At 70.2% G+C, this 25,930-nt stretch carries 24 protein-coding genes and 1 riboswitch; of the genes, 10 read left to right on the top strand and 14 right to left on the bottom strand.

Translation table 11 applies throughout. The features are described 5' to 3' along the window. Nucleotides 1-33: 33 nt before the first annotated feature. Both C4B68_RS22220 and thrC read right to left on the bottom strand, forming a co-directional pair. Nucleotides 34-309, bottom strand: a complete 276-nt coding sequence (locus tag C4B68_RS22220; protein ID WP_099503554.1) for a MoaD/ThiS family protein — start codon at nucleotides 307-309, stop codon at nucleotides 34-36. Beyond that, nucleotides 306-1,655 carry a threonine synthase gene (gene thrC / locus C4B68_RS22215; protein WP_099503556.1) on the bottom strand — a complete coding sequence of 450 codons (1,350 nt, stop codon included), beginning with the start codon at nucleotides 1,653-1,655 and terminating at the stop codon, nucleotides 306-308. Before thrC ends, C4B68_RS22220 begins: the two co-directional genes overlap by 4 nt. A 17-nt stretch (nucleotides 1,656-1,672) precedes the next feature. Further along, nucleotides 1,673-1,844, bottom strand: a riboswitch (SAM riboswitch). Nucleotides 1,845-2,049: 205 nt separating this feature from the next. Between thrC and C4B68_RS22210 the strand changes: the two genes are divergently transcribed. Beyond that, the gene (locus C4B68_RS22210; protein ID WP_099503558.1) at nucleotides 2,050-2,994 is read left to right on the top strand and encodes a glucosyl-3-phosphoglycerate synthase; all 945 of its coding nucleotides are present in this window, start codon (nucleotides 2,050-2,052) and stop codon (nucleotides 2,992-2,994) included. Nucleotides 2,995-3,128: 134 nt separating this feature from the next. Further along, nucleotides 3,129-4,517, top strand: coding sequence for an alpha,alpha-trehalose-phosphate synthase (UDP-forming) (locus tag C4B68_RS22205; RefSeq protein ID WP_099503560.1), 1,389 nt, complete (start codon nucleotides 3,129-3,131; stop codon nucleotides 4,515-4,517). 391 nt (nucleotides 4,518-4,908) lie between these two features. Here C4B68_RS22205 and otsB read toward each other — a convergent pair whose 3' ends face one another. The 3 genes from otsB to C4B68_RS22190 form a co-directional block, all read right to left on the bottom strand. Further along, nucleotides 4,909-5,763 carry a trehalose-phosphatase gene (gene otsB, locus C4B68_RS22200; RefSeq protein WP_099503562.1) on the bottom strand — a complete coding sequence of 285 codons (855 nt, stop codon included), beginning with the start codon at nucleotides 5,761-5,763 and terminating at the stop codon, nucleotides 4,909-4,911. Between the two features lie 166 nt (nucleotides 5,764-5,929). Beyond that, nucleotides 5,930-6,157 (bottom strand): DUF3263 domain-containing protein, encoded by a 228-nt coding sequence (locus C4B68_RS22195; RefSeq protein ID WP_099503775.1) that lies wholly within the window; start codon nucleotides 6,155-6,157, stop codon nucleotides 5,930-5,932. Between the two features lie 32 nt (nucleotides 6,158-6,189). Next, nucleotides 6,190-7,467 (bottom strand): ABC transporter substrate-binding protein, encoded by a 1,278-nt coding sequence (locus C4B68_RS22190; protein WP_240634437.1) that lies wholly within the window; start codon nucleotides 7,465-7,467, stop codon nucleotides 6,190-6,192. Nucleotides 7,468-7,613: 146 nt separating this feature from the next. On the opposite strand from C4B68_RS22190, the gene C4B68_RS22185 reads away from it, so the two are divergent. From C4B68_RS22185 to C4B68_RS22175, 3 genes are all read left to right on the top strand, one after another. Further along, nucleotides 7,614-8,558 (top strand): ROK family protein, encoded by a 945-nt coding sequence (locus tag C4B68_RS22185; protein WP_099503564.1) that lies wholly within the window; start codon nucleotides 7,614-7,616, stop codon nucleotides 8,556-8,558. Next, entirely contained in the window at nucleotides 8,558-9,703 is a 1,146-nt protein-coding gene (gene nagA, locus C4B68_RS22180; RefSeq protein WP_099503566.1) for an N-acetylglucosamine-6-phosphate deacetylase, read from the top strand. The genes C4B68_RS22185 and nagA overlap by 1 nt, the downstream gene beginning before the upstream one ends. A gap of 166 nt (nucleotides 9,704-9,869) precedes the next feature. Then, a complete protein-coding gene (locus C4B68_RS22175; protein ID WP_099503567.1) occupies nucleotides 9,870-10,799 on the top strand; it encodes a 1-phosphofructokinase family hexose kinase in 930 nt (309 codons plus the stop codon). A gap of 79 nt (nucleotides 10,800-10,878) precedes the next feature. On the opposite strand, the gene C4B68_RS22170 is transcribed toward C4B68_RS22175, so the two are convergent. Together C4B68_RS22170 and cdgB are read right to left on the bottom strand one after the other, a co-directional pair. After that, nucleotides 10,879-11,853 carry a carbohydrate-binding protein gene (locus C4B68_RS22170; RefSeq protein WP_099503569.1) on the bottom strand — a complete coding sequence of 325 codons (975 nt, stop codon included), beginning with the start codon at nucleotides 11,851-11,853 and terminating at the stop codon, nucleotides 10,879-10,881. Nucleotides 11,854-11,970: 117 nt separating this feature from the next. After that, nucleotides 11,971-13,686, bottom strand: a complete 1,716-nt coding sequence (cdgB, locus tag C4B68_RS22165) for a diguanylate cyclase CdgB (RefSeq protein WP_099503571.1) — start codon at nucleotides 13,684-13,686, stop codon at nucleotides 11,971-11,973. Nucleotides 13,687-14,145: 459 nt separating this feature from the next. Here cdgB and C4B68_RS22160 point away from each other — a divergent pair, with 459 nt between their 5' ends. Continuing rightward, a complete protein-coding gene (locus tag C4B68_RS22160) occupies nucleotides 14,146-14,724 on the top strand; it encodes a flavin reductase family protein (RefSeq protein ID WP_099503573.1) in 579 nt (192 codons plus the stop codon). A gap of 34 nt (nucleotides 14,725-14,758) precedes the next feature. Here the strand turns inward: C4B68_RS22160 and arfB are convergent, their stop codons facing one another. Continuing rightward, nucleotides 14,759-15,187, bottom strand: coding sequence for an alternative ribosome rescue aminoacyl-tRNA hydrolase ArfB (gene arfB, locus C4B68_RS22155; RefSeq protein ID WP_099503575.1), 429 nt, complete (start codon nucleotides 15,185-15,187; stop codon nucleotides 14,759-14,761). A gap of 225 nt (nucleotides 15,188-15,412) precedes the next feature. On the opposite strand from arfB, the gene C4B68_RS22150 reads away from it, so the two are divergent. Continuing rightward, entirely contained in the window at nucleotides 15,413-15,988 is a 576-nt protein-coding gene (locus tag C4B68_RS22150; protein WP_099503577.1) for a TerD family protein, read from the top strand. Nucleotides 15,989-16,126: 138 nt separating this feature from the next. Here C4B68_RS22150 and C4B68_RS22145 read toward each other — a convergent pair whose 3' ends face one another. Beyond that, on the bottom strand, nucleotides 16,127-17,551 hold the full coding sequence (locus C4B68_RS22145) for a M1 family metallopeptidase (RefSeq protein ID WP_373682243.1): 1,425 nt from the start codon (nucleotides 17,549-17,551) through the stop codon (nucleotides 16,127-16,129). Nucleotides 17,552-17,878: 327 nt separating this feature from the next. Here C4B68_RS22145 and C4B68_RS22140 point away from each other — a divergent pair, with 327 nt between their 5' ends. Continuing rightward, nucleotides 17,879-18,379: a hypothetical protein gene (locus tag C4B68_RS22140; RefSeq protein ID WP_099503579.1), complete on the top strand. Its 501-nt coding sequence runs from the start codon at nucleotides 17,879-17,881 to the stop codon at nucleotides 18,377-18,379. Between the two features lie 68 nt (nucleotides 18,380-18,447). Here C4B68_RS22140 and C4B68_RS22135 read toward each other — a convergent pair whose 3' ends face one another. The 5 genes from C4B68_RS22135 to C4B68_RS22115 form a co-directional block, all read right to left on the bottom strand. Next, a complete protein-coding gene (locus tag C4B68_RS22135; protein WP_240634436.1) occupies nucleotides 18,448-19,071 on the bottom strand; it encodes a GTP-binding protein in 624 nt (207 codons plus the stop codon). Further along, entirely contained in the window at nucleotides 19,058-19,450 is a 393-nt protein-coding gene (locus C4B68_RS22130) for a DUF742 domain-containing protein (RefSeq protein ID WP_099503581.1), read from the bottom strand. The genes C4B68_RS22135 and C4B68_RS22130 overlap by 14 nt, the downstream gene beginning before the upstream one ends. Further along, entirely contained in the window at nucleotides 19,447-19,893 is a 447-nt protein-coding gene (locus C4B68_RS22125; protein WP_099503583.1) for a roadblock/LC7 domain-containing protein, read from the bottom strand. The genes C4B68_RS22130 and C4B68_RS22125 overlap by 4 nt, the downstream gene beginning before the upstream one ends. Before the next feature lie 77 nt (nucleotides 19,894-19,970). Next, nucleotides 19,971-22,280 (bottom strand): sensor histidine kinase, encoded by a 2,310-nt coding sequence (locus C4B68_RS22120; protein ID WP_167459139.1) that lies wholly within the window; start codon nucleotides 22,278-22,280, stop codon nucleotides 19,971-19,973. A gap of 454 nt (nucleotides 22,281-22,734) precedes the next feature. Then, the gene (locus tag C4B68_RS22115; protein ID WP_099503781.1) at nucleotides 22,735-23,460 is read right to left on the bottom strand and encodes a pentapeptide repeat-containing protein; all 726 of its coding nucleotides are present in this window, start codon (nucleotides 23,458-23,460) and stop codon (nucleotides 22,735-22,737) included. Between the two features lie 141 nt (nucleotides 23,461-23,601). Between C4B68_RS22115 and C4B68_RS22110 the strand changes: the two genes are divergently transcribed. Both C4B68_RS22110 and C4B68_RS22105 read left to right on the top strand, forming a co-directional pair. Further along, nucleotides 23,602-24,768, top strand: coding sequence for an FAD-dependent oxidoreductase (locus C4B68_RS22110; RefSeq protein WP_099503587.1), 1,167 nt, complete (start codon nucleotides 23,602-23,604; stop codon nucleotides 24,766-24,768). A gap of 136 nt (nucleotides 24,769-24,904) precedes the next feature. Further along, nucleotides 24,905-25,885, top strand: a complete 981-nt coding sequence (locus tag C4B68_RS22105; protein WP_099503589.1) for a zinc-binding dehydrogenase — start codon at nucleotides 24,905-24,907, stop codon at nucleotides 25,883-25,885. The last annotated feature ends 45 nt before the right edge of the window (nucleotides 25,886-25,930 follow it).

The following is a 25,930-nucleotide window of genomic DNA, read 5'->3' as shown; positions in this document are numbered from 1 at the left end:
ACCTACGGTAACAATCTCACCCTGGGTGACGGTTCAGCCGCCCGCGACGGCCGGGATGATCGACACGCCCGCGCCGTCCGGCGTCACCGTCTGCAGGCCCTGCTCGAATCGCACGTCGTCGTCGTTGACGTACACGTTGACGAAGCGGCGCAGCTTGCCCTGGTCGTCCAGGACGCGCGCGGCGATGCCCGTGTGGTTCTGCTCCAGGTCGGCGATGACCTCGGCGAGGGTCGTGCCCTCGGCGCTCACCTCGGCCTTGCCGCCGGTGTAGGTGCGCAGGATGGTGGGGATGCGGACGGAAACACTCATGATGCGAGGCCAGCCTCTCGGAAGGAGTCGAGGTTCGGGCGGATGGTCGCGGTCAGGCCGGTGTCCGAGGCCACCGCGTCCAGGGTCTTGAGGCCGTCGCCGGTGTTCAGCACGACCGTGGTCAGGGCCGGGTCGAGCAGACCGTTCTCGATCAGCTTGCGTGTGACACCGACGGTCACGCCGCCCGCGGTCTCCGCGAAGATGCCCTCGGTGCGCGCGAGCAGCTTGATCGCGTCGACGATCTGCTCGTCGTCGACATCCTCCACCGCCCCGCCCGTGCGCCGAGCGATGTCGAGCACGTACGGCCCGTCGGCCGGGTTGCCGATGGCGAGCGACTTGGCGATGGTGTCCGGCTTCTGCGGCCGTACGACGTCGTGCCCGGCCTTGTAGGCGGCGGACACCGGCGAGCATCCCTCGGCCTGCGCGCCGAAGATCTTGTACGGCTTGTCCTCGACGAGGCCGAGCTCGATCAGCTCCCGCAGACCCTTGTCGATCTTCGTGAGCTGGGAGCCGGAGGCGATCGGCACGACCAGCTGGTCGGGGAGCCGCCAGCCGAGCTGCTCGCAGATCTCGTACGCCAGGGTCTTGGAGCCCTCCGCGTAGTACGGACGGAGGTTGACGTTGACGAAGCCCCAGCCCTCGCCGGCCGGGTCGCCGATCAGCTCGGAGCAGAAGCGGTTCACGTCGTCGTAGTTGCCCTCGATGCCGACGAGTTCACCGCCATAGACCGCGGCCATGACGACCTTGCCCTGCTCCAGGTCGTGCGGGATGAACACACAGGAGCGGAAGCCGGCACGGGCGGCGGCGGCACCCACCGCGCCGGCCAGGTTGCCGGTGGAGGAGCAGGAGAGGGTGGTGAAGCCGAAGGCGCGCGCGGCTTCCAGCGCCTGGGCGACCACGCGGTCCTTGAAGGAGTGCGTCGGGTTGCCGGAGTCGTCCTTGACGAAGAGCTTGCCGGGCTCGACGCCCAGCGCGGCCGCCAGGTTGTCGGCCTTGACGAGCTTGGTCCAGCCCGGGTTGATGTTCGGCTTGCCGGCGACGTCCGCGGGGACGGGCAGGAGAGGCGCGTAACGCCAGATGTTCGCCGGGCCCGCTTCGATGCGCTTGCGGAGTTCTTCGGTTTCGTAGGCAGAGAAGTCGTACGCGATCTCCAGCGGGCCGAAACACTCCTCGCAGGCGAAAACCGGGCCGAGCGGGACGCGGTGCCCGCACTCGCGGCAGGAAAGCGCGGCGGCGGGGCCGAGATCAACGGCGTCTGCGTCAACGGCGGCTACGGAGTTCGCGGAAGCCGCGGAGTCGGTGAGGGGCGCGGAGTTCGTGGTGCTTGCAACTGTCTGCGCTGCCATGGAGGCGAGGCCCTTTCTCCTCATCTTCCTCACGACGCACTTCGCCGTGAGACGGATTTGGCACCTTCCCTAGCCGGGAGCCTCGCGACGACGACGTAGTCGTACTCAGACGTAAGCGGTCGTACGAGACCGGCTGGAGGGTTGCCGGGGCTTCATCGGGCCGTATCCCTCTGCCCCTCTGGATGAGCGGTATTCGGTTGTTGAACGCTTGAACGCGATCAAGCGCGGATGACCGAGGACATGCGATGGTCATGCGCGTTGTTCAAGACTGTAACCGAAGGCCAGGACAGTTGAGATAGCCGTCCGCACCGCGAGACGGCTTCCACCAACCTCCCGCTGACGCTGCGGGCACACTGATGAGAGTGTGTGATCAGATAGTGAGGAGCCCCGGACTGTGCTGAAAGAAGTCGAGCGCTGGCTGAGCACACGCTCCTGGTCCAAGACCGATCGCCCGCTCCACAAGCTCATGGCCGCCAAACGCACCACAGGGTCGACGGTCAGTGTCGTACTGCCCGCGCTCAACGAGGAGGAGACGGTCGGCGAGATCGTGGCGGTCATCCGCCGCGACCTGATGCAACAGGTGCCCCTCGTCGACGAGATCGTCGTCGTCGACTCGGGCTCGACGGACCGCACCTCAGAGGTCGCCGCCGCCGCGGGCGCGCGCGTCGTGCACCGCGACGAGATCCTGCCGCGGATACCGGTCGTGCCCGGCAAGGGCGAGGTCCTGTGGCGGTCGCTGCTCGTGACGAGCGGGGACATCATCTGCTTCATCGACGCGGACCTCAGGGAGTTCTCGTCCGACTTCGTCTCCGGGATCGTGGGCCCGCTGCTCACCGACCCGGGCGTGGACCTGGTCAAGGCCATGTACGACCGGCCGCTCGGCTCCGCCGCGGGGCAGGGCGGCCGGGTCACCGAACTCATGGCGCGCCCACTGCTGAACATGCACTGGCCGCAGCTGGCGGGCTTCGTCCAGCCGCTGGGCGGCGAGTACGCGGCCCGCCGCTCCCTCCTCGAGCAACTGCCGTTCCCCGTCGGGTACGGCGTCGAGCTGGGCATGCTCGTCGACGCCCTGCACCTGGTGGGCCTGGACGCGCTCGCCCAGGTCGATGTCGGCGTCCGCAAGCACCGCCACCAGGACGGGCAGGCGCTCGGCCGGATGGCCGCCGCGATCTACCGCACCGCGCAGCTGCGGCTGGCCCGCGGGCACCTGGTCCGCCCGGCGCTCACCCAGTTCGAGCGGGGCGACGACGGTTTCGAGCCGCGTACGCACTCGGTGGACACGGAGGAACGTCCGCCGATGACCGAAATCGTCGAGTATGTAAAGCGGAGGGCCGCGTAACCGGAGCGCACTGGAGCGCCCGGAGGGGCTCGGCGAACTGCGCGATCCCCGCCATCGGTACGCCGATCGCATACAACTCGCGAACGGCCGACGGGAACGTTTGAGCGTTTCGGCACAAGGCTAGGTTTCGAGGCATGGCTTCCACCCACGGCGCCCATCGGATTCTTGTCGCCTCCAACCGCGGCCCGGTCTCCTACGAGCTGCGAGCAGACGGCGAGCTGGCCGCCAAGCGCGGCGGCGGCGGTCTGGTCTCCGGTCTCTCCGCCATCGGGCCGGACGCGGGCGCCCTCTGGGTGTGCTCCGCGCTCGGCGTCGGGGACCGCGAGGCGGTGCGGCGCGGGGTCGGCGAGGCCGGCGTACGCATGCTGGACATCGACGAGACGGTCTTCGCCGACGCGTACAACGGCATCGCGAACTCCGTGCTGTGGTTCGTCCACCACATGCTGTACCAGACGCCGCGGGAGCCGGTCTTCGACGCGGAGTTCCGGCGCCAGTGGGCGTCGTACGAGGCGTACAACCGCGCGTTCGCGCAGGCGCTGGCCGACGACGCGGCGCCGGGTGCCGTGGTCGTCGTGCAGGACTATCACCTGACCCTCGTCCCCGGGATGCTGCGTGTGCTCCGCCCCGATCTGCGGATCGGGCACTTCTCGCACACGCCGTGGGCGCCGGTGGACTACTTCCGGATGCTGCCGGACGACATCGCCGAGCAGGTGCTGCGCGGGATGCTGGGCGCGGACCGGCTCGGCTTCCTCACCCATCGCTGGGCGGACGCGTTCACCGATTGCTGCGAGGAGCTGGTCGGCGGGCTCGGTGACACCCGGGTCGGCGTGCACGGGCTCGGCGCGGACGCGGACTTCCTGCGGCGGCGCTCGCGCGAGGCGGACGTGGGCGCGCGGATGGCCGCGCTGCGCGAGGAGATCGGGCCTGGCCGCAAGACCATCGTCCGGGTCGACCGGACCGAGCTGTCGAAGAACATCGTGCGCGGGCTGCTCGCCTACCGGCAGCTGCTGAAGGACCAGCCGTCGCGGCGCGGGCACGTCGTGCATCTCGCCTTCGCGTACCCGTCGCGGCAGGACCTCGCGGTGTACCGGGACTACACGGCCGAGGTGCGGCGGGTCACCGATGAGATCAACTCCGAGTACGGGACGCCGGGTTGGACCCCGGTCATCCTCCACGTCAAGGACGACTTCGCGCGCTCGCTCGCCGCGTACCGGCTCGCCGACGTGGCCCTCGTCAACCCCATCCGTGACGGTATGAACCTCGTCGCCAAGGAGGTGCCGGTCGTCTCCGACGAGGGGTGCGCGCTGGTGCTCTCGCGGGAGGCGGGGGCGTACGAGGAGCTGGGCGAGGATGCGATCACGGTGAACCCGTACGACGTGATCGGGACCGCGCGGGCACTCCACGAGGCGCTGTCGATGCCGCCGCACGAGCGGGCCGAACGGTCCAAGCGGCTTGCTGCGGCGGGTACGGCGCTGCCTCCGGCGCAGTGGTTTCTGGATCAGCTGCGGGAACTGGAGCGGTGAGCTGGCGGGGGCGCCTGTTCGGGGGTCGCTTTCCGCCGGTGGGTGGGTCGGGGTCGTGCCGTGCCGGTACATCCGCCCGTCGCCGCTGAATCAGACGGTGGCCTGTAGGGAGCCGTTTCCAGATCCGGACGTAAGCGACGGGCATGTGATGTACCGGCACGGCACGGCCCCTTCCGTGCGTGGGCGGGTGCACCATCCAGCCCGTCCGGCGTTTGAGGACGAGGCCGTTCAGGCCGAAGCGGGGGCCTGGGGGCGGCAGCCCCCAGGGACGATGGGGGTCCCCCCGCTCGAGCAAAGCCGAGAGTGGGGGAGGGTAGGGGCGGCGGGGGCGAAAAACATCACCACCCCGCAGCGGGCAGGTGCCGCCACCCCGGGCACCGGGAGACGCCGGTCAGTTCAGTTGGGCTGCCAGGGTGGACAGTAGCTGTACGACTCCGGGTGGGCCGTCGACCACCAGGTCGGAGCGGTCGGCCAGTTCGGCTACCTCTGAGCTGCCGCTGCAGACGAGGAGGCCCGGGATGCCGTCGGAGCGGAGTTTGTCGACGGCGGCGAAGGCGGGGAGGTCGCCCAGGTCGTCGCCGGCGTAGAGGACGGATTCGGCGCCGATTTCGCGGACGTACTCGAGGAGTGCCACGCCCTTGTCCGTGCCCGGCGGGCGCAGTTCCAGGACCATGCGGCCCGGCTCGACGATCAGCCCGTACCGGGCGGCCAGGCCGGTGAGGGGATCGCGCAGGGCGTCGAACGCCGCCTGCGGGTTCGTCGCGCGGCGGGTGTGGACGGCGACGGCCCGGCCCTTCTCCTCGATCCAGGTGCCCTGCCACGCGCCGATCCTGTCCAGGAACCCGGGCAGTTCGGCGCGGACGGCGGCGACGCCGGGGTCCGGGGCGGGGGCGGTGACCGTTGAGCTCACCGCGTCCCAGCGTTCGGCGCCGTAGTGGCCGAGAACGACCAGGTGCTCCAGGCCCGGGACGCCCGCGAAGCCGCCGTGGCGGACCGCTACGCCGGCCGGGCGGCCGGTGATCACGGCGACGCTCGCCACCTTCGGGGCGAGGGCCGCGAGTGCGGGGACCGCGTCCGGGTGGGCGCGGGCCTGCTCGGGGTCGGGGACGATCGAGGCGAGTGTCCCGTCGAAGTCGAGCGCGATCACGGCCCTGGTGGGGTGCGTGAGGATGGCGTCGAGGCCGTCGCGGCCGGCCGGGGTCGAGGGGGTCGGCAAGGAGTCCGTGAATTCCGGGTGGCTGCCCATGTGCCGACCCTATCGGCGTGGGGGCGGCAGCATCCACGGCAAGAACTAGCCCCTCCGGCGTTTGAGGAGCGGGGTCTGGGGCCCTGTATCCATCAGCGGCTCCGCCGCGGGCCCAGGTTCGGGACGGGTAGGGGCGGCGGGGGCGAAAAATGTTCGGCTGGTGACCTCACCGTTCTCCCCGCCGCGCCTCCCTCACCCGGCGCAGGCGGTTCACCGTCACCGGGTCGAAGGCCAACGCCCGGGGGTCGTCCAGGAGGGCGTTGAGGAGCTGGTAGTAGCGGACCGGGGCCAGGCCCAGCTGTTCGCGTATCGCGCGCTCCTTGGCGCCGGGGCCGGAGAAGCCACGGCGTTCCATGGCGAGGATCGCCCGTTCCCTCGCAGGGAGCTCTTCCATGGACAGCACCGTAGCTTCACCCACCGACAGTGCTAGCTCGCGCTGTCCGCCGCCGTCGCCGTGAGCTGGAGTGAGCTGAAGATGCCGGTCGGGCTGCCGGCCGGGGTCACTGCCTTGGCGATCTGCTTCTTGATGTCGGCGCTGATGCCGGCCCAGGACGTCTTGCCAACGGGGTAGAGCACGGAGGCGGGAAGCTGGTCCAGGAACGGGGCGAGGTCCTGGTCGTCCTCGTCGGCGGCCATGGCCTCGGACGCGGACGTGGTGACCGGCAGCAGATCGTAGTGGTGGGAGAAGGCGAGCACGTTCTTGTCGTCGTAGACGAAGTCGAGGAAGTCGCCGATCTGCTCGGCGTGGCCGTTCTTCTTGAAGGCCATCATCCAGTCGGCGACACCCATCGTGGCCTTGGCCCTGCCGTTGACGCCGGGCATCGGCACCATGCCGAACTGCACGCCCTTCTTGGCGGCCGCCTGCATCAGGCTGGGGTGCCCGTTGAGCATCCCGACCTCGCCGCGCGCGAACGCGGCGAACGCGTCGGCGCGGTTCAGCTTCGCGGGCGCGACGGGCCCGGTGAGGCCCTTGCCGACCAGTTCGTCCTTGAGCCAGGTGAACGTCTTGATGTTCTGCTCGGAGTCGATGGAGTACGTACCGACGTCGTCGGTGTAGGCGCCGCCCCCGCTCAGCAGCCACTGCATCGTCTCGGCCTGCGCCTCCTCGGGCCCGAGCGGCAGCGCGTACGGGAACGTGACGCCCTCGGACTTGAGCACCTTCGCGGCGGCCGCGAGCCCGTTCCAGCTCTCCGGCGGGGTGAGTCCGGCCTGGGAGAAGAGCGTCTTGTTGTAGAAGAGCAGCCGCGTGGAGGACGCGAACGGCATGCCGTACTGAGTGTTGTTCGTCTGGCCCGCGTCGGAGAGCTGGGAGACGAAGTTGGCCTGGACGGGTATGGAGAGCAGTTCGTCGACCCTGTAGAGCTGGCCCTTCGCGGCGTAGTCGGCGTACGCCCCGATCTGCGCCATGTCGGGCGCGTTGCCCGCGTCGACCATCTCCTTGACCTTGCGGTCGACATCGGTCCAGGAGTAGACGCTGACGTCGACCTTGACGCCCGGGTGGTCGGACTCGTACTCCTTGGTCAGCTCGTCCCAGTACTTCTGGGAGCTGTTGGCCTTGGAGTCGCCGTAATCTGCGGCCACCAGCTTGAGGGTCACGTCGGAGGGACTGACCGAGTCGCCGCCGCAGCCCGCGAGGGTCATCGTCATTCCCAGGGCGGACACCACCGCGATCAGTCCGGTCCGTCCTGTCTTACGCCGCTGCACTGCGCTCTTGTCTCCAACCCCCGGGCCCATCCCCTGGCCCCTCTTTGCTTGTGCGTTCGTTGTATCCGTCTCGGCATGCGGCTACAAGGTGTACACCACGCGAGTGGACTAGACCTCTCATGGGGTAAGGGGCGACACTGTCCCCCGTGAGACATGTCATCGCCCTCGATGTGGGCGGCACCGGGATGAAGGCCGCCCTGGTCGGGGCCGACGGCGAGCTCCTGCATCAGGCCCGCCGGGCGACCGGCCGGGAGCGCGGTCCCGACGCCGTCGTCGAGACGATCCTCGGCTTCGCAGCCGAGCTGCGCGCGTACGGCGAGGAGCACCTCGGCGAGCCCGCCGCGGCCGCCGGAGTCGCCGTCCCCGGCATCGTCGACGCCGCGCACGGCATCGCGGTCTACTCGGCCAACCTCGGCTGGCGCGACGTCCCGCTGCGCCGACTGCTCGGCGACCGGCTCGGCGGTGTACCCGTCGCGCTCGGGCACGACGTGCGCACCGGCGGGCTCGCGGAGGGCCGCATCGGCGCGGGGCAGGGGGCCGACCGTTTCCTGTTCGTCCCGCTCGGCACCGGCATCGCGGGCGCCATCGGCATCGACGGCGGCGTCGAGGAGGGCGCGCACGGTTTCGCCGGCGAGATCGGCCATATCGTCGTACGCCCCGGAGGGACCCCGTGTCCGTGCGGGCAGCACGGCTGTCTGGAGCGGTACGCGTCCGCGGCGGCCGTCAGCCAGGCCTGGGCCGACGCGACCGGCGATCCGGAGGCGGACGCGGCGGACTGCGCGAAAGCCGTGGAGTCGGGGGACGCCACCGCCGGGGCCGTCTGGCAGGACGCCGTCGACGCGCTCGCCGACGGGCTCGTCACCGCGCTCACTCTGCTGGATCCGCGCACACTGATCATCGGTGGTGGCCTCGCGGAGGCCGGTGAAACCTTGTTCACACCGCTGCGGGCCGCCGTCGAGCGGCGCGTCACCTTCCAGAAGCTGCCCTCGGTCGTCCCGGCGGCCCTGGGGGACACCGCCGGATGCCTGGGCGCGGGGCTCCTCGCCTGGGATCTCCTGACTCCTACCAACCCCTCGGAGGTAACCGCCTGATGGCCGCTAGCAAGGTTCTCGCCGGTGCCCGGGTGGTGCTGCCCACCGGGATCGTGACCGACGGCCGAGTGAACGTCGAGGGCACGCGGATCGCCGGGACCGCTCCGGCCGGCGCGGAGATCATCGACGTACGGGACCACTGGGTGGTCCCCGGCTTCGTCGACATCCACAACCACGGCGGCGGCGGCGCGTCCTTCACCTCCGGGAGCGTCGAGGAGATCCTCCAGGGCGTCCACACGCACCGCCTGCACGGCACCACGACGGTCGTCGCCTCGACCGTCACCGGCGACATGCACGGACTCGCCGAGCGCGCCGGGCTGCTCTCCGAGCTGGCCGAGCAGGGCGACATCGCGGGGATCCACTTCGAGGGACCGTTCATCTCCCCGTGCCGCAAGGGCGCGCACTCCGAGGAGCTGCTGCGCGACCCGGACCCCGCCGAGGTCCGCAAGCTGATCGACGCGGCCCGCGGGCAGGCGCGCATGGTCACCCTCGCCACCGAACTGCCGGGCGGCATCGACTCCGTACGCCTGCTGGCCGAACGCGGGGTGATCGCGGCGATCGGGCACACCGACGCGACGTACGAGCAGACGCGGGAGGCCATCGACGCGGGCGCGACCGTGGCGACGCACCTGTTCAACGCGATGCCGGTGCTCGGCCACCGCGCGCCGGGCCCGATCGCGGCCCTCCTCGAGGACGAACGGGTCACCGTCGAGCTGATCAACGACGGCACCCATCTGCACCCCGCCTCCCTCCAGCTGGCGTTCCATCACGCGGGCGCGGACCGGGTCGCGTTCATCACGGACGCGATGGACGCGGCGGGCTTCGGCGACGGCCGCTACATGCTCGGCCCGCTGGAGGTGGAGGTGGCGGACGGCGTCGCCCGGCTCGTGGAGGGCGGTTCGATCGCGGGCTCGACGCTGACGCTCGACCGCGCCTTCCAGCGCGCGGTGACGATCGACAAGCTGCCGGTCGAGGACGTCGTCGCGGCCCTCGCCGCCAACCCGGCGCGGCTTCTCGGCGCGTACGACAAGGTGGGTTCGCTGGAGCCGGGCAAGGACGCCGACCTGGTGATTCTCGACGCCGGTTTCGGGCTCAAGGGCGTGATGCGCAAGGGGGAATGGGTGGTTGAACCCCACCTGGGGTGATTGGCCCCCTTGTCGGCACCCACCAATTGACGGCTGAGATACGGCGGTTGACCCTCGGGACTGGGCCGACCGCCGTTGTCTTTGGCATGATCGACCCTCCGGAACCACCGGTCAGCGCATTCCGAGCGTCTGTTTCATGAATTTCTATCGGGGGAGGTCAGCCCAGGTGATCCTCACGGTCACGCTGAACACCGCTCTCGACATCACCTATCGCGTACGGTCCCTGCGGCCGCACACCTCGCACCGGGTGACCGAGGTGACCGAACGCCCGGGCGGCAAGGGCCTGAACGTGGGCCGGGTGCTCGCCGCCCTCGGCCACGAGGTGACGGTCACGGGCTTCACCGGCGGCACGACCGGCCGCACGGTGCAGGACCAGCTCAGGCACACATCCGGCGTGGTGGACGCGCTCGTCCCGGTGACGGGCTCGACGCGCCGCACGATAGCGGTCGTCGACGCCGCCACGGGCGACACGACCCAGCTCAACGAACCCGGCCCGGCGATCACCGCCGCCGAGTGGTCGGCCTTCCAGGAGGTGTACGAGCACCTGCTGCGCTCCGCCTCGGCGGTGGCCCTGTGCGGCAGCCTGCCGCCGGGCGTGCCGGTCGGCGCGTACGCCCATCTCATACGGACCGCCCGCGCGTCGGCAGTCCCGGTCCTGCTGGACACCAGCGGCGAACCACTGCGCCGCGGGGTCGCGGCCCGCCCCGACATCGTCAAGCCGAACGCCGACGAACTCGCCGAACTCACCGGCTCCCACGAGCCGTTGCAGGCCACCCGGGACGCCCGCCGCCGCGGCGCGGGCACGGTCGTGGCCTCCCTGGGCGCGGAGGGCCTCCTCGCGGCCAACGCGGACGGCCGCTGGCGGGCCACCCCGCCGCGCCGCGTGCACGGCAACCCGACGGGCGCGGGCGACTCGGCGGTCGCGGGCCTGCTCTCCGGCCTGGTCGAACACCTGCCGTGGCCGGACCGCCTGGCCCGCGCCGCCGCCCTGTCCGCGGCGACCGTACTGGCCCCCGCGGCCGGCGAGTTCGACCGGGAGGCGTACGAGACGCTGGTGGGGGAGATCGCGGTGACGGGGGAAGCCGCGGCGGCGTGACCGCCGCGAGCCCTGCAGGGCCCGTCCGGCGGATCAGGGCCCCGCGCCTGCGGCAGCGGCATGATCCGCCGGACAGGCCCTAGTCCTTGACCTGGCCTTCCTTCAGCGACAGCTGGTCCAGGAGGACGTTGCAGCTGTCGCCGGCCCCGCAGGAGATGGAGAGCGTGTTGGTGCCCTTGTTGAGGCTGGGCCACGCGAAGGTCTTCGTCCAGCCCTTCGCGAAGTCGCCGTCGGGGGCGCCCGCGTAATTCTTCATGCTCAGCTTGCTGCCGAACGGCTTGCCGTTGACGGTGAGCGTCATCGCCGCGTCGGGCCCGGCCGTGCTGTACCGCGCGAAGAGGGTGTACACGCCGTCCTTGGGAATGCCGTTGACGGTCCAGGTGACCGAGGCACCGGCGGCGTTGAGGCCCGTCACATAGACACCGCCGTCGGACTTGGCGCCGGGGACGTCCGCCGCCGTCGCCACGCCGGTCCCCAGGTTCAGCGCCTTCGCGTCGATCTTCGGCAGCTCGGCCTCGGCCTGCTGGGTGGCCGACTGGCTCGGCGACGCGCTCTGGGAGGTCGACGGGCTCGCTCCCGCCTGGTTGCCGCCCTTGTCGTCGCCGCCGTCCTCGTCGCCGCCCATCATGGCGACGCCGATGCCGATGACGACGGCGGCGACCACGGCGATCGCGCCGATGAGGAGGCCCTTGGTGTTGGGGCCACGACCACGCCCGCCACCGCCGGAGCCCATCGGCGCCTGCATGGTCGTGGGCGCGCCGCCGGGGACGGTCTCGGGGGCCGCGTAGTGCGCGTTCGGCTGGCCGTACTGGCCGTAGCCCTGCGGCTGGCCGTACCCCTGCTGCTGCGGCACCTGCTGTCCGTACGGGGCCGTCGGCGCCTGCTGCCCGTACTGGCGCTCACCGACCGCCCGCACCCGGTTGACCGAGCCCGGGTAGCCGTAGCCACCGCCTCCACTGGGCGGGGCGGCTCCGTTGGCCTGACCGTCGGCGTAGAGATAGCCGAACGGGTCGTCGTCCTCGGGCGTGCTCGCGCCGTTGTTGCCGGGCGTCATCCCTTGGTCTCCTCAACAGGTGCGGTTCAGATGCGGTACATGGATGAATGGCGAGCCTACCCGCTCTCGCCGGGCCAAACGGGTGGCCTTCACCGCATCAACCCACTGACCTGCGACTTATCCGGCACGGCGATGCTGTTTGGGACGAGAACGTTTCTCGACGTACATCCGTTCGTCAGCGGATTTCAATACCTCGTCCGCCGTCATCCCACAGTGTGCCCACCCAATGCCGAAGCTGGCGCCCACACGGACGGCCCGTCCGTCCACCCGGATGGGCGGAATGATCGCGTTCCGCAGCCGTACGGCGAGGTCCTGGGCGTCGGCCCGGCCGAGTCCGTCGGCGAGCACCACGAACTCGTCGCCGCCGAGCCGGGCCACCGTGTCGCCGTCCCGGACGACGCTGGTGAGCCGCTTCGCCACCTCGATGAGGACCGCGTCACCCGCGTTGTGACCGAACCGGTCGTTGATCGACTTGAACCCGTCGAGGTCGCAGAAGAGCACCGCGAGCCCCTTGGTGCCGTCGTCCGTCTCGCCCTCGGGCGCGACCGTGTGCACGTGGTGGTCGAAGGCGTCGTACGCCTCGGAGCCGGGCCGGTGGTCGAAACCGTGGCCGTTCCCCTCGTATGCCGCCAGGTGGCCGTTCCCGTCGTACGCGCCCGGCCCGCCCGGCAGCTCCGCGAACGCCTCGTGCCCGAACGCCGCGTCAAGGGCGGCGACCGCTCCGGATACCTGAGACTGCGGACGCTGGCAGAGGCGGGCGCTGAGCCGGGAGCGCAGCTCGGCCGAGTTCGGCAGGCCGGTGAGCGCGTCGTGCGAGGCGCGGTGGGCGAGCTGCAGCTCGCGGCGCTTGCGGTCCTCGATGTCCTCGACGTGGGTGAGCAGGAAGCGGGGGCCGTCGGCGGCGTCCGCGACGACGGAGTTGCGCAGGTGGACCCAGACGTACGTGCCGTCGCGGCGGCCGAGCCTGAGTTCCGCGCGCCCGCCCTCGGCCGAGGTCCGCAGCAGGGTGCCGATGTCCTCGGGGTGCACGAGGTCGGAGAAGGAGTAGCGGCGCATCGCGGAGGCGGGGCGGCCGAGGAGGCGGCACAGCGCGTCGTTCGTGCGCAGGATGCGGCCGTGCTGGTCGCCGCCCATCTCGGCGATGGCCATGCCGGAGGGGGCGTACTCGAAGGCCTGCCGGAAGCTCTCCTCGCTCGCCCGCAGGGCCTGCTGCTCGCGCTCCAGGCGGACCAGCGCGCGCTGCATATTCGCGCGTAGACGCGCATTACTAATCGCGATGGCGGCCTGGAACGCGTACATCTGGAGCGCCTCACGGCCCCAGGCGCCCGGCCGTCTGCCGTTGCGCGGCCGGTCCACGGACAGGATGCCGATCAGCTCGCCGCAGCTGCCGCCCGAGACGCTGGGTGTGTACATCGGCGCGTAGAGGCGGTCGGAGGGGTGCCACTCGTCCTCGAAGCGGGGCTCGGGGCCCTCGGTGAACCACTGCGGCACGTCGTCCTCGTCGAGGACCCAGCCCTCGGTGTGCGGTATGAACCGCAGGTCGCCCCAGGCCTCGCCCATGTTCAGCCGGCGGTCCCAGGCGGCGCGGGAGCCGACGCGGCCGGTGATCAGGGCGGCGGCGGCGGAGTTGCCGGCGAGCGCGGCGACCACGAGGTCGCCGTCCGGGCGTACGAGGTTGACACACGCCAGCTCGTAGCCGAGGCCGGTGACCGCGCCGTCGGCGACGGTCTGCAGCGTGTCGGCCAGGCTGCGGGCGGTGTTCATGTCCGCCATCACCTGGTGCAGCTGCCGCAGGGTCGCAAGACGGACATAGGGCTCCGACTCGGTCTCCATTCGCCCTCCCCTCGAGACCTCGCAGCAACTCCAGGGTTGTCTTCGGCGTACTCGGTTACCCGGTTCTCTTCGAACCCGGTCGAACTCGGTTCGCTGCGGCGTACTGCTTGGTAGCTTCTTCCGAAGCGTCCACGCCACTGAATCACAGCGCGCTGCTCACTCGGTACACAGGGTCAACAAAATATGGCCCCTGTGACTCAAGTCACAGCGAAAGATGAACAATTGAGCGAGGTTTCTGCGTTTTCACCTTGCGCTTACTGAACGCTTGGTGAGGAGCGGTGCAGAGGCTGTGAGCGATTGTGACCGCCCTGGGACGTAGGACGTGGGGTCTTGGGACAGGGGGCCTGGGGCCTGGGCCTGGAGCTGGGGACCTAGGCCCCAGGACCTAGGTCAGGCCTAGGTCCGCTCTCGGGCCGAGGACCGATGTGCCTCCGCGGGGGCGAACACTAGCGTTTCGGCGTGCCGAAGACTGCGCCTGCCGCTCCGCCCGCCCCGTCCGCTCATGCCGAGTCCGGGCATGCTGTGGGGGTGAGCAACGACGAGTTCCGCGCCGCCATGTCCCGGCTGGCCGCGGGCGTGGTCCTGGTGACCGCGCACGAGCCCGCGCTGGACCCGGAAGGCCCCGGCGGTGACGACGTCGGCATGACGGCGACGGCCTTCATGTCCGTCTCCCTGGACCCGCCCCTCGTCCTGGTGAGCCTGCGCGAAGGCTCCCGCATGGACGACCTGCTCGCCGAACAGCCCCTGTGGGCCGTCTCCGTGCTCTCCGAGAGCCAGCGCCACGTCGCGGGCCGCTTCGCCATGAAGGGCCGCATCAGCGACCGGCTGCTCTTCGACGACATCCCGTACGTCCGCGGCGAGGCGGCCGGGGCACCCCTGGTGGGCGGCGCCCTGGCGACCCTGGAGTGCCGTACCGAGCAGCGCATGGCCGCCGGAGACCACACGCTCGTCATCGGCCGCGTACTGACCGCGCAGCTGCCGAGCGCGAACGGGGGGCCGCTGATGTACTTCAAGGGCAGGTACCGGCAGTTGGGCTGACCGTCTGCGGCCCTTCCCCGACCCCGGTCGCGCTCTAACCCCAGTCGCGCCCGGAGCGGCCGCGCTTGGTGTCGGAGCGCTGCTTCTTCTCGCGCAGCCGGCGTTCGTTGATCCCGCGCGGGATACGGGTGGCCCGGCGGGGCTTGGGCGGCGGGGCGGTGGCCTCGGCGAGCAGGGAGGCGAGTCGTACGGCCGCGGTCTCCCGGTTGCGCCACTGCGACCGGTGCTCGGAGGCCCGCACGCTGATGACCCCGTCGACGAGCCGCCCGGCGAGCCTGGCGAGGGCGCGCTCCTTCCAGACGGGCGGCAGCGCTTCGGTCTTCGCGAGGTCGAAGCGCAGCTCGACCTGCGAGTCACTGGTGTTGACGTGCTGTCCGCCGGGCCCCGACGACCGCGAGAAACGCCACATGAGCTCGGCCTCGGGAAGGGAGACGGAGCCGCGAATGACGTAAGGACCGGACATGACTCCATGGTCGCGTGTATGTCCGGGCCACGTCACGCGAATATCCCGGCCGGGAGAGGCCGAAGGGGTGCAGGTAAAGAAAGTAAAGGACCTGGAACCCTCGACACCCCCTCCGCGTTCATAGGGGTAGCTGTAGCTTCGTGCCCGTACGAAGCCGATTCGGCCCGTACGAAAGATACGTATGGCCACAGCGTACGTACGCAACGAGGGAAGGGACTCCCAACAATGGCTGTAAGCCTGTCCAAGGGTGGCAACGTCTCGCTCACCAAGGAGGCTCCGGGCCTGACCGCCGTCACCGTGGGCCTCGGCTGGGACGTCCGCAGCACCACCGGCACGGACTTCGACCTCGACGCCTCCGCGATCGCGGTGAACACGCAGGGCAAGGTCTACTCGGACGGCCACTTCGTCTTCTTCAACAACAAGCAGACCCCGGACCAGACGATCGTCCACACCGGCGACAACCGCACGGGTGAGGGCGCGGGCGACGACGAGGCGATCAACGTCAACCTGGCGGGCCTCCCCGCCGACATCGACAAGATCGTCTTCCCGGTCTCCATCTACGACGCCGAGACCCGCTCGCAGAACTTCGGCCAGGTCCGCAACGCCTACATCCGCATCATCAACCAGGCCGGCGGCACCGAGATCGCCCGCTACGACCTCTCCGAGGACGCGGCGACCGAGACCGCCATGGTCTTCGGCGAGCTCTACCGCAACGGCGCGGAGTGGAAGTTCCGCGCGGTCGGCCAGGGCTACGCGTCCGGCCTGGTGGGCATCGCCCAGGACTTCGGCGTGAACGTCTGACGGACACCGGCACCGACCGAGCCCCTGGCCGCGCTGCGGCCGGGGGCTCCGGTGCGTCACCCGGCACAACTCCCGGTGTCACACCGGACCGGTATCGCTCCGTCCGCGCCTTCCCCATCGTCGCCGACGGCTACCGAGTCACGGCTTCGCCGGCTTGCCCTCGCCGTACAGCCAGTCCGACCAGATCACCCCGAAGTCCTTGTCCGGCGCCATCTTCTCGACGTACGCCGTGAAGTCGTCCGTGTCCGCGTTGCCGTGGCGGTGCGCCGCCGTCCAGCCCTGGATGATGTCGTAGAACCTGTCGTCGCCCACGGTCTGACGGATCTTGTGGACGACCATCGCGCCACGGTCGTAGACGGGGAGATCGGAGATGTGGGCCGCGCCGGAGGGTTTCGGCGGGGGGAAGGACCAGAGCACCTTGTTGTCGTCGGGGTCGTCGTAGTAGTCGCCCTTGTAGAGGGAGTCGAAGATCTCCTCGGCCGTGCGGCCGCCGTGGTCCTCCTGCCAGAGCCACTCCGCGTACGTGGCGAAGCCCTCGTTGAGCCACATGTCCCGCCAGGACTCGGGGGTGACCGAGTCGCCGTACCACTGGTGGGCCAGCTCATGGATGAACAGCTCGGTGTCGGGGGCGCCGGGGAAGACGGAGCGGTGCTGGGTCTCCAGGGCGTAGCCCACATCTTCGCCGCGGTCCACGATCGCGCCGGTCGTGGAGAAGGGGTACGGGCCGAACCTGCCCTCCGCCCACTCCATGAACTCGGGGATCCGCGCCAGCACCTCCTCGCTCGCCTCGGCCTGCGTGGGGTCCACGGCCACATACACCGGCAGGCCGTTCTTGGTCGTCGAACGGGTGATCTCGTACGTGCCGACCGCCACCGTCGCCAGGTAGCTCGCCATCGGTTCGGCCGTGTGCCAGACGTACGTCGTACGGCCCGCCGCCGACTTGGTCTCGCTCTTCAGTTCTCCGTTGGAAACCGCCTGTACGCCCTTGGGGACCGTGATTGTGAGGTCGTACGACGCCTTGTCGGAGGGGTGGTGGTTGCCGGGGAACCACGCCATCGAACCGGTGGGCTGGCCGAGGGCCAGGGCGCCGTCGGCCGTGCGCAGCCAGCCCTCCTTTGCGGAATCCGGGTCCGAGGCCTCCGGGTCGACGAGCATCTCGGGCATGCCCGAGTAGCGGACCGTCGCGCGAAACGTCTTCCCGTTGTCGAGGTCGTCGTGCGGGCGCACGGTCAGCTCCTGGCCCGCGTGGTTCCATCGGGCGTCTTTGCCGTCGACGGTGACGCTCTCCACGTCCAGGCCCTTGAGGTCCAGGTTGAACGCGCTGAGGTTCTGGGTCGCCTTCGCCGTGATCTCCGCCGCGCCCTTGAGGTGCTTGCTCTTCGGGTCGTACGACAGCGTCAGGCCGTAGTGGGTGACGTCATAGCCGCCGTTGCCCAGCTTCGGGAAGTACGGGTCGCGGACACCGGACGCTCCGGGCTTCCCGTGCACGCTCCCGTCTCCACCGCACGTGGCGAGGGCGACAGCGAGCGTCAGGCACAGGGACAGGGCCAAAGACAGAGACAGCGGCCGAGACGGGGTAAAGCGGACGGGGGCGGAAGATTTGGGCACGCCTTTGATCCTACGAGGACGCGGTCGGCCTGTCCCCCGCGAGCGTCATCACCCGCCGCTCGACGGCAGAGGTCGACGCAGTCGGCCCGCGGCGCTGCGCCGCGCACATGGCGCTCGGCCGCCACGCGCCTGAGCCGGCCGGGCGCCAAAGCCCGCGAGCCTGATCCTCCGGCCCGATTTTCCGTGGGGTGATCCTCCGCGGGCCCGATCCTCCGCAGACCCGATCCCGCGGGGCCATCCTCCGCGAGCCCGACCCGACCCCGGCGTGGCACCATCACCTACGTGCTCGACATCGGCTATGCCCTCTCCAACCGCTTCCCGGACCCCCCGCAGACCGACTACCGCCGCGCGGACGTCCACGCGCTGCGGCACGACCTGTTCTGCGGCGACGTCTATCTCGCCGACACCAAGGCGGACCGGGAGCTGTCCACAGCCTGGGGATGGGTGCCGGTGCTCGACTTCGGGTGGGCGCTGTGCGACATCGTGGAGCAGCTCGACAAGGACCCGCTCGGCAGCCGGGCCGCCCGGCCGCAGCACGCGGAGCTGGACTTCACCGAGTCGACTGACCGGATGCTCTTCGAGCGCCGCTTCGGGTGGGTGGACGTCGAGGCCGACTGGATGCCGGGCGACCAGGAACCGCTGACCTTCTCCCACTCCGAACTCCGCCGTGAGGCCCGCGACTTCCTGCACGACCTGATCGCCGACCTCACCGACCTCCACGAGGGCCTCGCCGAGAACCCGGCGATCTGGACCCTCCAGGCCCGCTTTCCGCGGGTGCCATGAGTTTCAGCCGTCTTCCCGTATGAGCCCTATGAGAGTGACGCCGATGTCCCCGAGGGTGCGTCGCTACCTCACGTCGGCCTCCGGGGCCCGCTCGGCGCCTGAGGCACGTCAGGCAACTCAGGCACCTGCGCGGGCATGGCGGCGGCGATGACCCGGTCGACAAGGGCCAGGAGGACGTCGCGGCAGGAGTCCCGCTCACGGGCGTCGAACATGCACAGGTGGACCTCGTCGCGGAGGGCCAGGGCGCCGCGGATCTGCTCGGTGGGATAGGGCTGGTGGCCGTTGAAGCGGTTGACGGCCACCACGAAGGGGATGCCGCGCTTCTCGAAGAAGTCGATCGCGGCGAAGCTGGTCTGGAGGCGTCGCGTGTCGACCAGCACCACGCCGCCCAGAGCTCCGACGGCGAGGTCGTTCCACATGAACCAGAACCGCTGCTGGCCAGGAGTGCCGAAGAGGTAGAGGACCAGTTCGGAGGTGAGTGTGATGCGGCCGAAGTCCAGAGCCACCGTGGTGGTCGACTTCCGTTCGACGCCGGTGAGGTCGTCCACTCCCGGGCTGATGACGGTCAGTTCCTCCTCGGTGCGCATCGGCACGATCTCGCTGATGGCGGTGACCATGGTGGTTTTGCCTACGCCGAAACCTCCGGAGATGAGGATCTTGACTGCGTCGGGGGTGGTGTCAGAGCCGGGCAAGGCCGTCCCTCACTCTCTGCAGTAGGGCGATTCCCGGGCTGCCGTTCGAGGCCGCAGCTGCCTGGACGGGTGGTCGAGCGGTGATCAGGCCCACTTCCAGCAGGTCGCAGAGCATGATCGTGAGTACGGAAACGGGAAGGTCTAGTTGGGCGGCGAGTTCGACGACGGCCACCGGCCTGGGGCACAGACGCAGGATGCGCAAGTGTTCGGCCTGGAGGGCCCGGCCGACCGGGTGGGCCGACTGTTCCACCGCGGTGACGAGGGTGATCAGTGTGAAGACGTCCCGGGTTGGCTGGGTGCGCCCCCCGGTGAGGGTGAACAACCGGACGAGGCGGCCACCTACCGGGCCTCCGGAGCCTGCGCCGGGACCGTCCCTCATGGATTCTCGGGGGAACGGCTGGGATCAGTCGTGGCCTGTGGGAAGCGGGGCGCGACGCCGAAGAGTTCGCTGATGCTGTCGGCGAGCGTGTTCATCTCGAAGGCGACCACACCGACGTCGGCGTTCGCTGTGGCGATGACGGCCAGGTGGGCGCCGGCGCCGGCGCTGCTGAGGACCAGATAGCCCTCTCGCATCTCGATCAGCGCCTGGAGCACCGCTCCGCCGTCGAACTCGGCGCAGATACCGCGCCCCAGGCTCATCAGGCCCGAGGAAGTGGCCGCGAGGCGTTCGGCCTCTTCCCTGCCGATGGAGGTGGACCTGCTGACGACCAGTCCGTCGTCGGAGAAGACGACGGCGTGGCGAACGTTCGCGACACGCTGGACCAGGCCGGTCAGCAGCAGGTCCATCGGGGCGTCGGTCGAGGGCGCCGAATTTCTAGCCATGGGATGTCAACTCCGGTGATAGGGAATCAGCGAGGCGGCAGACGTGAAAGGTCCCTGGGCGGTATGCCTGCTCTGGCTCACTCTTTTCGGTGCCGTGACCGTGCGGTGCCGCTCTGGAACGCCGACATGGTCCGGGCGCTGCGCTCCGCTGTGGTGACCTGCCCGCCGGACGGGTCGGACGCCACCGCGGAATCGGGGGCATGGCGCAACTCCTGAGCCAGGCTGGCCTGAGGGGTACGGTTCGGCAGCGGTGGCAACGCATCGGGCAGTTGCTCACCCACCGGAACCTGTTCGTTCCCGTCCCCGTCCCCGTTCCCGCTCCCGTCCCCGTCCCCGTTCCCCTTCCCGTCCCCGTTCCCGTTCCCGCTCCCGTCCCCGTCCCCGTCCCCGTTCGCCATGGTGCTGTACAAGGGGGTCGGCGGAACGACCGACCGGGGCTGGGTGCGCCTGCCCGCGGCGTCGGCCGGCTCCGGTGAAGGAGTGGGGCGTACGGCGGTGACATCCCTCAGCGCCGGGATATCCGGCTGGGCGCCCTCGTGTGCCGCGTCGCGGACGAGCAGGGCCTCGGGGATGACGACCACCGCGGACGTGCCACCGAACGCCGACGGCCGCAACGTGACCCGCAGTCCGCGCCGGTTGACCAGCCAGGCGATGACGAACATACCGAGCCGGCTGTCGTCGCCCAGGGCGAGCAGGTCGAACGATGGCGGTTCGGCCAACCGCCGGTTGGCCGCCGCGTACTCCCGCTCGGTCATGCCGATACCGCGGTCCTCGATCTCGACTGCGGCGCCCTTGCCCACAGAACCCGCTCTGACGATCACGGGGCAGATGGACGGCGAGAACTTGACGGCGTTCTCCACGAGTTCGGCCACCAGGTGGACGACGTCGGCGACCGCGGTGCCCACGAGGTTCACCTCGTCGTCAGCGGTCACGGTGACGCGCTGATACTCGGAGACCTCGCCCGCGGCGCTACGGACCACGTCCGGCAGCGGCACGGGCTCGACCGAACGGCGGCTCGACCGGTCACCGCTGATGATCAACAGGTTTTCCTCGTACCGGCGCAACTGGCTGGCCTGGGAATCAAGTTGGTACAGGTCTTCGAGGACGTCGGGCTCCTGGTGCTTGCGCTCGAACCTGTCCAGCAGCTCGAGTTGGCGGTCCACCAGGTTCTGCGTGCGGCGAGCGATGATCAGGATCGCGTTCTGGAAACCGCGGCGGGCATCGACCAGGTCGACCGCGCTGCGGATGCCGGTACGCTGCACCGCGTTGAACGCCTGGGCGACCTGACCGACCTGGTCGGTCCCGTAGTCGAGTTCAAGCGCCGCGGCCTCGGCCTCGACGTCCACCGTTTCTCCGCGGTTGAGGCGGGACACCAGGTCCGGCAGTCGGTTGTCGGCCAGCTCCAAGGTGGCCGTGCGCAATCCGGCCATCCGGTGCAGCAGGGAAGACGACACACGCCAGGCCAGCACGGCCGAGAAGAGCACGGCGAGGAGCCCGAAGAGGCTGAGGAGGCCTTCGTGGAGCAGCGAACTGTTCGCGGTGTCCGCCTGCCTCGACAGCAGCTGCTGGATGCTGGCATCGATCATGTCCTTGAACTGGCTTTCCACACGGTCGAGTGCGGGACGCCACAGACGGGAGATCTCCGACAGCGGCACACCACTGCGGGAGTTGACGGGCGCCGCGATGAGGTAGTTCTCCGCCTTGACCAGGTTCTGCCATTCGGCGCTTTGAGTGATCTTCGCCAGCGCGGCGCGGTCGGCGGGCGACTGGATATAGCCCACGTCGACCATCAGCGAACGCTGCAGGCCCAGCGGGGCCATGAACGCGACCCGCTGGGCCGGGCTCATCTGGCCAGAGGGCAGCGCCCCGGACACCACCGCGTCCTCCAGCTGGATGGCCTGTTCGATCTTGATCAGCATCGACAGAGGCTGGGAGTCCGAAACCAGTGAGCCCTGCGGGACCTGCCACGCGCTGAACGCCGAAGCGATCTCGAGGGCGATGAGCGACTGGTACTTCTGGATCGCCTCGATGTCGCTGATGGTTCGATTGTCGATCTGCTGGCGCAGCCCGCGCAGCGGAAACTGCTCCAGGGCATCGAGGAAGGGCATCAGGGACGTCCGCACGTGGGCGGGGGCGTCGGCGATGCGATGACGCAGGTCGCGGAGCGACTTGATGGACGCGTCGGTGGCGGTCCGCTCGGCTCGCAGCTCCGTCGGGGAGGCGGCCGGGTCGTTCAGCCAGGCAGCGCTCTTGCGGAGTTCCGTCTCGAGCTGGGTACGTACGTCGTTCAATCGAGGATCTGTACTGCGGCCGAGACGGGCCTGCTCGCGCAGATCGAGCCCCTCGGAGAGCGTCTGGACCGTGTTCCCGCCCCAGACGGCGGCCAACGCCGTGCACGGGATCAGGGTGAGTAAGAGCAGTGAGGCCAACAATGACCTACGCCGCCGGCGTCTTCGTCTCGGTGGTGCCATCCCGTCTCCCGGTTCTTGAGCGCCTGGTTGCGGTCGGACCGTGCGTGGTGCGAAAAACGGTGCCAGGTGCCGTGTGGCCGCTACGAAAAACGGACCGGCAGATGCCGATCTCCGTGGCGGGTCGGGCGGACCGGCGGCGAGCAGGGCGCCAAGCGGTAGGGCCGGAAACTTCCCGCCCGAACCGCTCATCCCCTCGGACCGATAAGCGGAAGCCAATCCTCCGAATGGCCCTGATGGGTTGTCAAGACTCGAACGCTTCTCTTCTCAAGGCAGCGCAGAACAGAGCGTTTTTGTTACGGGTGAGACCACCGTGTTGGCCGGGGCGAACCGCCGCCATGGCGTCCCGGCCCACCGTGCTTTTGAACAGCCCTCAGCCCTCCACCCGAATCCCCATCTCGGCCGCCAACACCGGTGCCAGATCCATCAGTTGCACCGGACTGATCACCGCCCCCGCCAGCCGGTCCACCCCCCGCGCGATCTCCAGCGAAGCGGCCCCTCGCAGGTCGACGTCCGTGAGGGTCGCCGCCGTGAGGTCCGCGCCCTTCAGGGTGCAGTCGACGAACTCCACGCGCTCCAGGCGGGCACCCCCGAAGTCCGGTTCGACCAGGACGCAGCCCTGGAAGACGACATCTCTGAGGCGGGCCGTACGCAGGTTCAGGTAGTCGATCTTGCCGCCGCGGATCAGGACGCGCTCCAGTACGGAGCCGTGCAGCTGCGTTCCGCCGAGGCGGGCGTCGACCAGTTCGACGTCACGCAGGGTCGACTCGGAGAGATCGGTGCCCACACCCCGTATGCCCGTCAGAACGGAGTCCAGCACGCGCGCGTGGCGCAGTCGCGCCTCATCCAGCGCGCACCCCGTCAGCGCGCAGTCCATGAAGCGCGCGCCCCCGCCGTCCTGCCCGGCGAAGTCCGCCTCCCGGAACTCCAGCCCGTCGTAATCCCCGTCCGGCTCCAACCCGCAGCCCTCGTACGGCTCCAGGGGTGGCAGCCGCACCGCCGGCCGCCGCGCCGCCTTCACGCCGGCCCCCGTCTGGGCGGCCCGGGCCCTACCCGGCCCGCTGCCCCCACCGCTCCCACCCGTCGTTCTCCTCGCCATGCCCTCCATCCTGCACACCCCCACTGACAATCCCCCCGACCTGCGAAAACACCGCCCGCAAACCCTCCATGTCACATTTCGGCGCCCTCGATCCGTCGTACTCATGGAACCGCGACCCCAGCCACAGGGAGGGCCCCAGCCATGCGCCCCATCACCGTCATCGGCGGCGGCTTCGCCGGACTCACCGCAGCCATCACCGCCGCCGAAGCCGGTGCCAAGGTCACCGTGTACGAAGCGCACGACACACTCGGAGGCAGGGCCCGCACCACCGAGGGGCCGTACCGGACGAACGAGGGCCCCCACGCCCTCTACAACGGCGGCCCGCACTGGATCTGGCTCAAGCAGCGGGACCTGATCGGGCCGCTCGCCCCGATCCCGCCCCTGGAAGCCGCCCGGCTGCGGCTGCACCACAAGGGCGCCCTGCGCCGCACCCCGCCCTTCGCGATGCTCAAGCTGCTGCGCCGCACCTCCCAACAGGCGCCCGTGGACGTCGACTTCATGACCTGGGCCACCGAACAGGAGGGAGAAGAAGGCGCACGGGCCGCCGCGCACTACTCCGCGGTCGCCCTCTTCCACCACGACCCGGGTTCGCTCTCCGCGGCGTTCGTGCAGGAACGGCTGCGCCGCGCCACGAAGTTGCCCCCGGAGGCGCACTACCCGAGGGGCGGATGGGCGAGTGTCATCGACCGGATGGCCGGCCGGGCGTGGAATCTGGGTGTGCGGATGGAGACCCTGGCCAGGGTCGACGCCCTGCCCGAGAACCGGGGGCCCGTCATCGTCGCCACCTCCCTCGCCTCCGCCCGTCGCCTCCTCAAGGACGACTCGCTGACCTGGAGCAGTGGTCGTACGGCCCTCATCGATCTGGCGGTGCGGACGCGTCGCGGTGACGCGTTCGCCGTCTCCGATCTGGACGCGCCCGGGTGGATCGAACGGTTCACCGCCCAGGACCGGTCCCTCGCCCCCGCCGGCGAGCAGCTCATCCAGGGTCAGATCCCGATCGCCCCGCACGAGTCCAAGTCCGACGGCGTCCTGCGCGCCGAGCGGCTGCTCGACCTCGCCTTCGAGGGCTGGCGCGAGCGCGTCACCTGGCGGCGCGAGGCGGTCGCGAACGGCCGTACCGGGGCGGTCGACCTGCCCGGCACCAGCTGGCGGGACCGGCCGTCCGTCGACCGCGGCGACGGCGTCTACCTGGCGGGTGACCAGGTCGCCGCACCCGGCGTGCTCTCGGAGGTCTCCTTCAACAGCGCGCTGGAGGCCGTCGCCCTGGCCCTGAGGATCCGGGAGCTCCTTGACCTCAAGCAAGCTTGAGGTTGAAAACTGGGCTCCACGCCGGCGCAGGACAAGGCGCCGGCGCAGGACAAGGCGCCGGCGCCTGACGAGACGCCGGCGCCTGACGAAACCGGCGCGCGACGAGACACCGGCGCAATACGAGTGGGAGCCCACCATGCATGCCATCCGCCTCCATGCCTTCGGCCCGGCCGAGAACCTCACCTACGAGAAGGCCGAGGATCCCGAGCCGGGCCCCGGCCAGGTCCGTATCGCCGTGGCCGCGGCCGGCGTCCACCTCCTGGACGCCGCCCTGCGCGAAGGCACGCAGGGCCCGGCCCCCGCGCCCACATCCCTGCCCACGATCCCCGGCCGTGAGGTCTCCGGAACCGTCGAGTCCCTCGGCGAGGGCGTCGCCGGTCTCTGGCTCGGCAAGCGCGTCGTCGCCCACCTCGGCTTCGCGCCCGGAGGCTACGCCGAACTGGCCGTCACCGACGTCGACCGCCTCCACGAGATCCCCGGGAACCTGGACTTCGCGCAGGCCGTCGCCATGATCGGAACGGGCCGTACGGCCATGGGGATCCTGCAGTTCGCCGAGCTCGGCCACTACTCCGTGGTCGTCGTGCCCGCGGCCGCGGGCGGCATCGGCACCCTCCTCGTGCAGTACGCGCGGCACGCGGGCGCCACCGTGATCGGCCTCGCGGGCGGCCCGGAGAAGGTGGCCCGGGTCCGCGAGAACGGCGCGGACCTCGCCGTCGACTACAAGGACCCCGGCTGGCCGGAGAAGGTCCGCGCCCACCTCGGAGACCGAGCGGCCACCGTGGTCTTCGACGGCGTCGGCGGCGACATCGCCCGCGCCGCGGTCGGCTTCCTGGGACCCGGCGGCCGGCACGTCGTCTTCGGCTGGTCCGCCGAAGGTATCCAGAGCGGCGAGCCGTTCCTCGTCGAGGGCGTGTCCGAGCAGGTGCTCGGCCCGGTGATGCTGCGGAAGGCGGGCGGCCCCAACCCCGTACGCACCCTGGAACTGCGCGCCCTCGCCGAGGCGGCCGCCGGTCGCCTCACCCCTGCCGTGACCCGCTTCCCGCTCGCCGAGGCGGCGGCCGCCCACCGGGCTCTGGAAAACCGGAACACGATCGGAAAGGTGGTCCTGGAGCCTTGAACCCTCGCCCCCGCAAAGCGAGGGAGATTCCTGGCTCACGCTGCT

This window comes from Streptomyces dengpaensis, assembly GCF_002946835.1.
In the GTDB taxonomy this organism is placed as follows: Bacteria; Actinomycetota; Actinomycetes; order Streptomycetales; family Streptomycetaceae; genus Streptomyces; species Streptomyces dengpaensis.
This window is presented reverse-complemented; position numbering and strand designations above follow the sequence as displayed.

Bases quoted from the DNA above. Each gene is read 5' to 3' on its own strand.
- C4B68_RS22220 (WP_099503554.1), bottom strand. From the start codon at position 309: ATGAGTGTTTCCGTCCGCATCCCCACCATCCTGCGCACCTACACCGGC.
- thrC (WP_099503556.1), bottom strand. From the start codon at position 1,655: ATGGCAGCGCAGACAGTTGCAAGCACCACGAACTCCGCGCCCCTCACC.
- C4B68_RS22205 (WP_099503560.1), top strand. From the start codon at position 3,129: ATGGCTTCCACCCACGGCGCCCATCGGATTCTTGTCGCCTCCAACCGC.
- otsB (WP_099503562.1), bottom strand. From the start codon at position 5,763: ATGGGCAGCCACCCGGAATTCACGGACTCCTTGCCGACCCCCTCGACC.
- C4B68_RS22195 (WP_099503775.1), bottom strand. From the start codon at position 6,157: ATGGAAGAGCTCCCTGCGAGGGAACGGGCGATCCTCGCCATGGAACGC.
- nagA (WP_099503566.1), top strand. From the start codon at position 8,558: ATGGCCGCTAGCAAGGTTCTCGCCGGTGCCCGGGTGGTGCTGCCCACC.
- C4B68_RS22170 (WP_099503569.1), bottom strand. From the start codon at position 11,853: ATGACGCCCGGCAACAACGGCGCGAGCACGCCCGAGGACGACGACCCG.
- cdgB (WP_099503571.1), bottom strand. From the start codon at position 13,686: ATGGAGACCGAGTCGGAGCCCTATGTCCGTCTTGCGACCCTGCGGCAG.
- arfB (WP_099503575.1), bottom strand. From the start codon at position 15,187: ATGTCCGGTCCTTACGTCATTCGCGGCTCCGTCTCCCTTCCCGAGGCC.
- C4B68_RS22150 (WP_099503577.1), top strand. From the start codon at position 15,413: ATGGCTGTAAGCCTGTCCAAGGGTGGCAACGTCTCGCTCACCAAGGAG.
- C4B68_RS22130 (WP_099503581.1), bottom strand. From the start codon at position 19,450: ATGAGGGACGGTCCCGGCGCAGGCTCCGGAGGCCCGGTAGGTGGCCGC.
- C4B68_RS22125 (WP_099503583.1), bottom strand. From the start codon at position 19,893: ATGGCTAGAAATTCGGCGCCCTCGACCGACGCCCCGATGGACCTGCTG.
- C4B68_RS22115 (WP_099503781.1), bottom strand. From the start codon at position 23,460: ATGGCGAGGAGAACGACGGGTGGGAGCGGTGGGGGCAGCGGGCCGGGT.
- C4B68_RS22110 (WP_099503587.1), top strand. From the start codon at position 23,602: ATGCGCCCCATCACCGTCATCGGCGGCGGCTTCGCCGGACTCACCGCA.
- C4B68_RS22105 (WP_099503589.1), top strand. From the start codon at position 24,905: ATGCATGCCATCCGCCTCCATGCCTTCGGCCCGGCCGAGAACCTCACC.